The sequence below is a fragment of the Alphaproteobacteria bacterium genome, assembly GCA_018667735.1.
In the GTDB taxonomy this organism is placed as follows: domain Bacteria; phylum Pseudomonadota; class Alphaproteobacteria; order Rickettsiales; family JABIRX01; genus JABIRX01.
The window spans coordinates 1-6,771 of record JABIRX010000030.1; the positions used below are offsets into that span (position 1 = coordinate 1).

Consider the following 6,771-nt stretch of genomic DNA (forward strand, 5'->3'; position numbering starts at 1 on the left):
ATAATCAAGAATTAAGGGATTTGATTTTATTTAAAATTAATAAATATGTAGAGAGCCTAAAATTCAATCTAAGCGATTATGATAAAATATTTAAATTATTTTATTGCTTTTATAAGGTAAATAACCCTGAAGAAATAGAGCATCTATTTTACTTTTACCTAGATATAAAAATAAAAATTGAACATAAGGAATATTATAAAATTAAGAAGAGGCCAGATGAAATAATAAATTTTATTGCACATCATATCCCACCTGAACTTCTAAATGAGTTGGAAATATTAAAAAACAATATCCATAAAATCTACAAAAAAGAATTCTCACAATTACTAGAATTAATTAACCCAGAGAGAAAAACAATTTACTATGAAGATGATAAATTATTAATTATACAACCAAAGGAATTAAGATTAATAAATTATAATAACATAATTATAGCAGATGTTAATCAAGATTTATGGCAAAGTAATATTGATAAAATATTTAATCTAAAAGCTATTAAGAATAATGTTATTAATTTACAAGAAATAAGAGAAAGCCAGATTTCTACTGACTTTTTTAGAGTAACTAAAAGTAAAAACATAGTTTTTACTCGTGCTCAAAATAAACAAGATAAAGAAAATTTTATTTATATTTTTTACCAATATTTTAAAGAGCAGAAATTAATAAATTGTAAGAACTTTAGCAAAAAGCAAATATTTTTTAAAAAAGAACATAACATTCTAGAAATTCCTTATAAATTAAAGATTCATGATTTTTATGTTACTGAAATTGAAAAATTATTAAGAAATCCATATAGTATATACGCACTTAAGATACTAAAATTGCGCAAAAAAGATTTGTTTTTTTCAGAAGAAAAAAATAAAATATTTGGAATTTTAGTACATAAATCTCTTGAAAACTTTATTAAAAATATCAGAAATAATTCAAAGCTAGAAAAAATAGCATTAAGCAATATTTTAAGTAAATTATTTGCTCAAGAATTAGCTTTTTATAAAATACCAGAATCTATAAAATTTTCATGGCAACAAAGATTTTTCTATATAGCAAATTCATTTGTAGAAAATTGTACAGACACAAATATTATAGCCGAATCACTAGAAGAATTACAAATTCCAGATAATAATATTAAGCTAAAAGCCAAAATTGATTATATTTCATATGATAACGAACAAATAAAAATAATAGATTATAAAACAGGAAGTTTACCTAATAAATCTGACCTAGAACAAGGCTATAATGGTCAGCTTATTCTTGCATTATTTATTACCAAACAGGTACGAAATATTGATAAATATCAATTAGAGTTTTGGAAGTTAATAGGTAAAAAAAGTAATGGGATTGAAATAAAAACATATCCGGATGATTTTATTTCAAACTCATTAAAAATAGTGCATTCATCAATAAGTAAGTTAATTAATGATTATCAAAGCAAAGGGCTTTTATGTTTACCAGACGAGCAAAAAGCATCAAAATATGATGAATATTACCATCTAGCAAGAATTGATAAAAATTAAAATAATTTATCTAAATATTGCTCAACATCAAACTCATATAGCTGCTCTATTGCCTCACCCATTCCGATAAAATAAATTGGTACTTCATACTCTTTAACTATAGGTATTAAAGAACCACCTTTTGCGGTACCATCTAACTTTGTCATGATCAAGCCATTAATGGATGATCTCTCCTTAAAAACCTCTACTTGTTTTAGTGAATTTTGACCAGTAGTGCCATCTATGACTAATAAAGATAAATGAGGCGCGGAATCATCAAACTTTTTAATTACTCTTACTATCTTTGCTAATTGATCCATAAAATTTTTATTATTTTGTAATCTGCCAGCTGTATCAATTAAAACTATATCATAATCTTCCTGCTGTGCATATTCAATAGCTTTATATGCAAGACTAGCTGGATCAGCACCCTCTTTTTCTGCTTTAAATAATTTAACTTTTGCTCTTTTTGCCCAACTATCTATTTGCGCTACAGCTCCAGCTCTGAAAGTATCAGCCGCAGCTATCACCACCTTTTTATCTTCCTTTGCAAATTTATATGCAAGCTTACCTAAGCTAGTGGTTTTCCCGCTTCCATTAACACCACTTGCTAAAATGATATATGGTTTTTTAGTTATTGAGATTTTTGCACTTGAATCTTTCAAAAGCTTTTTTATTTCATTTTTAAGATAAAGTTTTAGCTTCTCTTCATTCAAATCATTTTTATCTTCTAACTGATTTAAACTGGTAATTAATATTTCTGTATATTTAGGGCCAATATCTGCTTTTAATAATAATTCTTCTAAATTATTTAAAAATTCTTGATCTAACTTATTTTTAAAAATTTTATTTAAATCTTTACTAAATATAGATTCTTTAGCTAATTCTATTTTCTTTCTTTTTGTAAAAAGCTTTTTTATTAATCTAAACATAAATAACCATCTTCAAATTTTGTTATTTTAACATCAACTCTAGAACCAACTTTAAAGTTATTATTATTTGTTCTTATTTGTAAAAACTGATCTGTTTTTAAGATAAATTCTGATTCAACTAAAGCAGAAACTGTATGACCTATGAATTTCTGAGCAAAATTTATCATATTTTCTTTACCCTGTGCAATTAAAATTTTAGCTCTTTCTTTTCTTATATTTTTAGCTACTTGCTTATCTTTAGGTATTTTTGCCGCTGGAGTTCCCTCTCGCTCTGAATAAGGAAAAACATGTAACAGAGCTATTTCTAATTGCTGAATTAAAGCTAAACTATTATTAAACATTTCTTCTGTTTCAGTAGGAAAACCAGTAATAATATCAGCTCCTATTGAACAATCAGGTCTATGCAATCTTAGAAATTCGCAAAAATCTATAATTTGCTCCCTATTGTGTCTACGCTTCATTCTCTTTAAGATCATATTATCTCCTGATTGTAATGATAAGTGAAAATGAGGCATTAATCTTTTCTCTGTTACAATTAACTCCCTTAAATCATCATCAATTTCTGCAACATCTAAAGATGATAACCTTACCTTAATGTTATTGTCTAATGCTAAAATTTGTTTTACTAAAAAACCTAATTTAGGCTTATTTTCCAAATTTACGCCATAATCAGTAATATCTACTCCTGTAAGCACTATCTCGTCATAACCTTCGGCCATAATTTGCTTAGTATGTTCCAATATCTCTTGTACTTTTACACTTCTATTATTTCCCCTACCAAAAGGAATAATGCAGAAAGTACAGCGATGATTACAACCATTTTGTATTTCTAAAAAAGCTCTTGCCTTGCCTTCAAAAGAGGAAACCATATGTGATGCTGCTTCTTTTAGCTCCATTATATCCTCAACCCTTACCTTTGAAGCGTTGTTTAAGTAGCTGCTTTTTCTCATTTTCTCACTATTGCCCAAAACTTGATCTACTTCTGGCATATTTGCATATTGCTCAGGATTAATTTGTGCTGCACAACCAGTTACAATAATTTTTTTGTCAGGATTTTTCCTCTTATGCTTTCTAATAGATTGTCTTAATTGACGCTCTGCTTCGCTTGTAACCGAACATGAATTAAATATAATAGCATTATCAAGCTTTGCCTCTTTAAGCTTACCTTTTATAACCTCACTTTCAAAAATATTTAATCTGCAACCAAAGGTTACTACTTCACTATTAGACATATACTATAAATAATATCCTTTTATTACAGCACAAGCTGGTAGAGGTCAAGTTTAGCAAATTATTTTTAATTTGCTAATTTGCTAAAACTAAGCTGCAAAAGCGTCATCCCAACTTCCTAGCGTTGCTGCTTTGGTATATTCAGTTACTCTATTTTCAAAGAAGTTGGCATGCTCAACACCGTTTAGAATTTCATCTAACCATGGTAAAGGATTTTTTTCGGTCATATAAATTTCTTTTAAACCAAGCTGTAATAATCTACGATCAGCAATATATCTAATATATTGTTTTACCTGTCTAGGGGTTAAACCCTCTATTGGACCTAATTCAAATGCTAAATCTATGAACGCATCTTCCAGATGTACAATTGTCGCACATGCGTTATATATACGAGATTTTAAATCTTCATTCCAAATTTCAGGATTTTCTTTGATGAAAGTTCTAAAAAGCTTGATAATCGAATTACAATGTAAGGTTTCATCTCTTACTGACCAAGTTACAATCTGTCCCATTCCTTTCATTTTACCAAAGCGGGGAAAATTTAACAATATCGCAAAAGAAGCAAAAAGTTGCAAACCTTCTGTAAAACCACCAAATACAGCAAGTGTTGTGGCAATATCTGCTTTTGTACTTACACCAAACTGATTCATATAATCATATTTATCTTTCATCTGCTTATATTTCATAAATGCCACATATTCGGTCTCAGGCATCCCTATAGTGTCTAATAAATGGGAATATGCTGCGATATGTACTGTCTCCATATTTGAAAAAGCAGCAAGCATCATTTGTACTTCTGTAGGTTTAAATACTTGTGAATAATGCTTCATATAACAATTATTAACCTCAATATCTGCCTGTGTAAAAAAGCGAAAGATCTGAGTTAGTAAATGTCTTTCAGATTCTGATATATTATATTTCCAGTCTCTTACATCATCGGCTAGTGGAACTTCATCTGGTAACCAGTGTATTTTTTGTTGAGTTTCCCATGCTTCATAAGCCCATGGATATGTAAATGGCTTATATATCGGTTCTGCGTCTAAAAGAGTTGTTATTTTCATTTTTTCCTCGTTAAAATTTATTGACATGCTAAACATTCCTCATAATCATTAGAAGCAATGCTATTAGGCAATTCTTGCTCTAGCTGTTTGCTTTCAGCGTTATTGTTAGCTATATTCTCTGAATCTATGGTGGTAGCAGTAACATCATGCGACACTTTTTCAGCCCTTTGAATAGATGTAGACCTACAATAATACATACTTTTAACACCTTTTTTCCAAGCATCAAAATGTAAATCATGTAATATTTTTTTGTGCACATTACCTGGTAAGAATACATTTAGGCTTTGTGCCTGACTGATATAAGGAGTTCTATCTGCACATAAATCTACTAGCCATTTTTGTTCTATTTCCTGCGCAGTTTTAAACACTAACTTTTCATGCTCATCCAAGAAATCTAAATGTTGCACAGAACCTTCATTAGTTGAAATAGAAGACCAAGTTTCTTCATTATCCTTACCTTTTTTCTCTAACAGTTTTTTTAAGTTCTTATTTCTCACATTATATGAACCTGTTAGAGTTTTTTGGGTAAAGCTATTTGCTGCATATGGCTCAATGCCTGGTGAAGAACTACCACAAATTATGGAAATACTAGCTGTTGGTGCAATAGCCATGGTATTGGAAAATCTTTTTTCTACGCCAACTTCTTTCGCGTCAGGACAAGCTCCCTTTTCTTTTGCTAGTAAGATATTAGCTTCCTCCACTTTTTCATGTATGTTAGTGAATATTTTTTTATTCCAAACCTTTGCCATCGCCGATTCAAAAGGAACCATTTTGTTCTGTAAAAATGAGTGCAAGCCCATAACTCCTAAACCTACACTACGCTCCATTTTTGCAGCATATTTGGCATTTTTCATTGAATCTGGTGCTTTCTCAATAAAATCATCTAAAACATTATCTAAAAAACGCATTATATCTTGGATAAATCTTTTATCATCTTGCCATTCCTCATATTTTTCTAGGTTCAAAGATGATAAACAACAAACTGCTGTTCTTTGTTTACCATGTTGATCAGTACCGGTAGGCAATGTAATTTCTGAGCACAGATTTGAAGTTTTGATTTTCAAGCCTAACTTCTTTTGATGCTCTGGAATTGCATTATTTACAGTATCTATGAATAATAAATATGGCTCTCCAGTTTCAATTCTAGCGGTTAATAATTTGATCCATATATCTCTGGCTTTTAGTGTAGTGATTATCTCACCATTATGTGGACTCTTTAAGGGCCAATCTTCGTTTTTCTCTACAGCTTTCATAAAGTCATCAGTTATTGCAACACCATGATGCAAATTTAAACTTCTGCGATTATAATCTCCTCCTGTGGGCCTCCTGATATCTATGAACTCCTCTATTTCTGGATGGTCAATTGGCAAGTAAACTGCAGCACTACCCCTTCTTAAACTACCTTGAGATATGGCAAGGGTTTGTGAGTCCATAACTTTTATAAATGGTATGATACCTGAAGTTTTTCCATTACCTCTAACCGTTTCTCCAATGGCACGAATATTACCCCAATAGCTTCCTATTCCACCACCTTTTGACGCTAGCCAAACATTTTCGTTCCACAAATCGATAATACCTGTTAATGAATCTTCTACTTCGTTTAAAAAACAAGAAATGGGCATACCTCTATCTGTACCTCCATTACTTAATATAGGAGTAGCTGGCATAAACCATAAATTGGAAATGTAATTATATATTCTTTCTGCATGCATATCATCATCACTGTAATATTTAGCAACACGCATAAATAAATCTTGATAATCTTCTCCAGGCATTAAATAGCGATCTTTTAGAGTCTTTTTGCCAAATTCTGTTAAATTTTCATCTCTGGACTTATTTATCTGCAAATTCGAAACGGGAAGTTCATAATTACTATTTTCTAGTTCTTTAGGTGAAATATTATTTTCCATGATGTAATAAGTAAGTTTTTTAATTAATCTAACAAACACTATATGTTGTGGCTTAAGACACAGTTACACACAATATGTTGATTTATAATAAGAATTACTAATCTTATGTCTAGTGAATAATTTTGTTTTTTTTAAAATTTTTTTC

At 29.9% G+C, this 6,771-nt stretch carries 5 protein-coding genes; 1 reads left to right on the forward strand and 4 read right to left on the reverse strand.

Going from position 1 to position 6,771, the window contains the following annotated elements; genetic code table 11:
• Positions 1-1,514 (forward strand): hypothetical protein (locus HOH73_02970; protein ID MBT5827820.1); only part of this gene is annotated, 1,514 nt, incomplete at its 5' end.
• On the opposite strand, the gene ftsY is transcribed toward HOH73_02970, so the two are convergent.
• From ftsY to HOH73_02990, 4 genes are all read right to left on the reverse strand, one after another.
• The gene (gene ftsY / locus HOH73_02975; GenBank protein MBT5827821.1) at positions 1,511-2,425 is read right to left on the reverse strand and encodes a signal recognition particle-docking protein FtsY; all 915 of its coding nucleotides are present in this window, start codon (positions 2,423-2,425) and stop codon (positions 1,511-1,513) included. The genes HOH73_02970 and ftsY overlap by 4 nt on opposite strands.
• A complete protein-coding gene (gene mtaB / locus HOH73_02980; GenBank protein MBT5827822.1) occupies positions 2,413-3,657 on the reverse strand; it encodes a tRNA (N(6)-L-threonylcarbamoyladenosine(37)-C(2))-methylthiotransferase MtaB in 1,245 nt (414 codons plus the stop codon). Before mtaB ends, ftsY begins: the two co-directional genes overlap by 13 nt.
• An 87-nt stretch (positions 3,658-3,744) precedes the next feature.
• On the reverse strand, positions 3,745-4,716 hold the full coding sequence (locus tag HOH73_02985) for a ribonucleotide-diphosphate reductase subunit beta (GenBank protein MBT5827823.1): 972 nt from the start codon (positions 4,714-4,716) through the stop codon (positions 3,745-3,747).
• A 17-nt stretch (positions 4,717-4,733) separates the two neighbouring features.
• Positions 4,734-6,626 (reverse strand): ribonucleoside-diphosphate reductase subunit alpha, encoded by a 1,893-nt coding sequence (locus tag HOH73_02990; protein MBT5827824.1) that lies wholly within the window; start codon positions 6,624-6,626, stop codon positions 4,734-4,736.
• Positions 6,627-6,771: the final 145 nt, after the last annotated feature.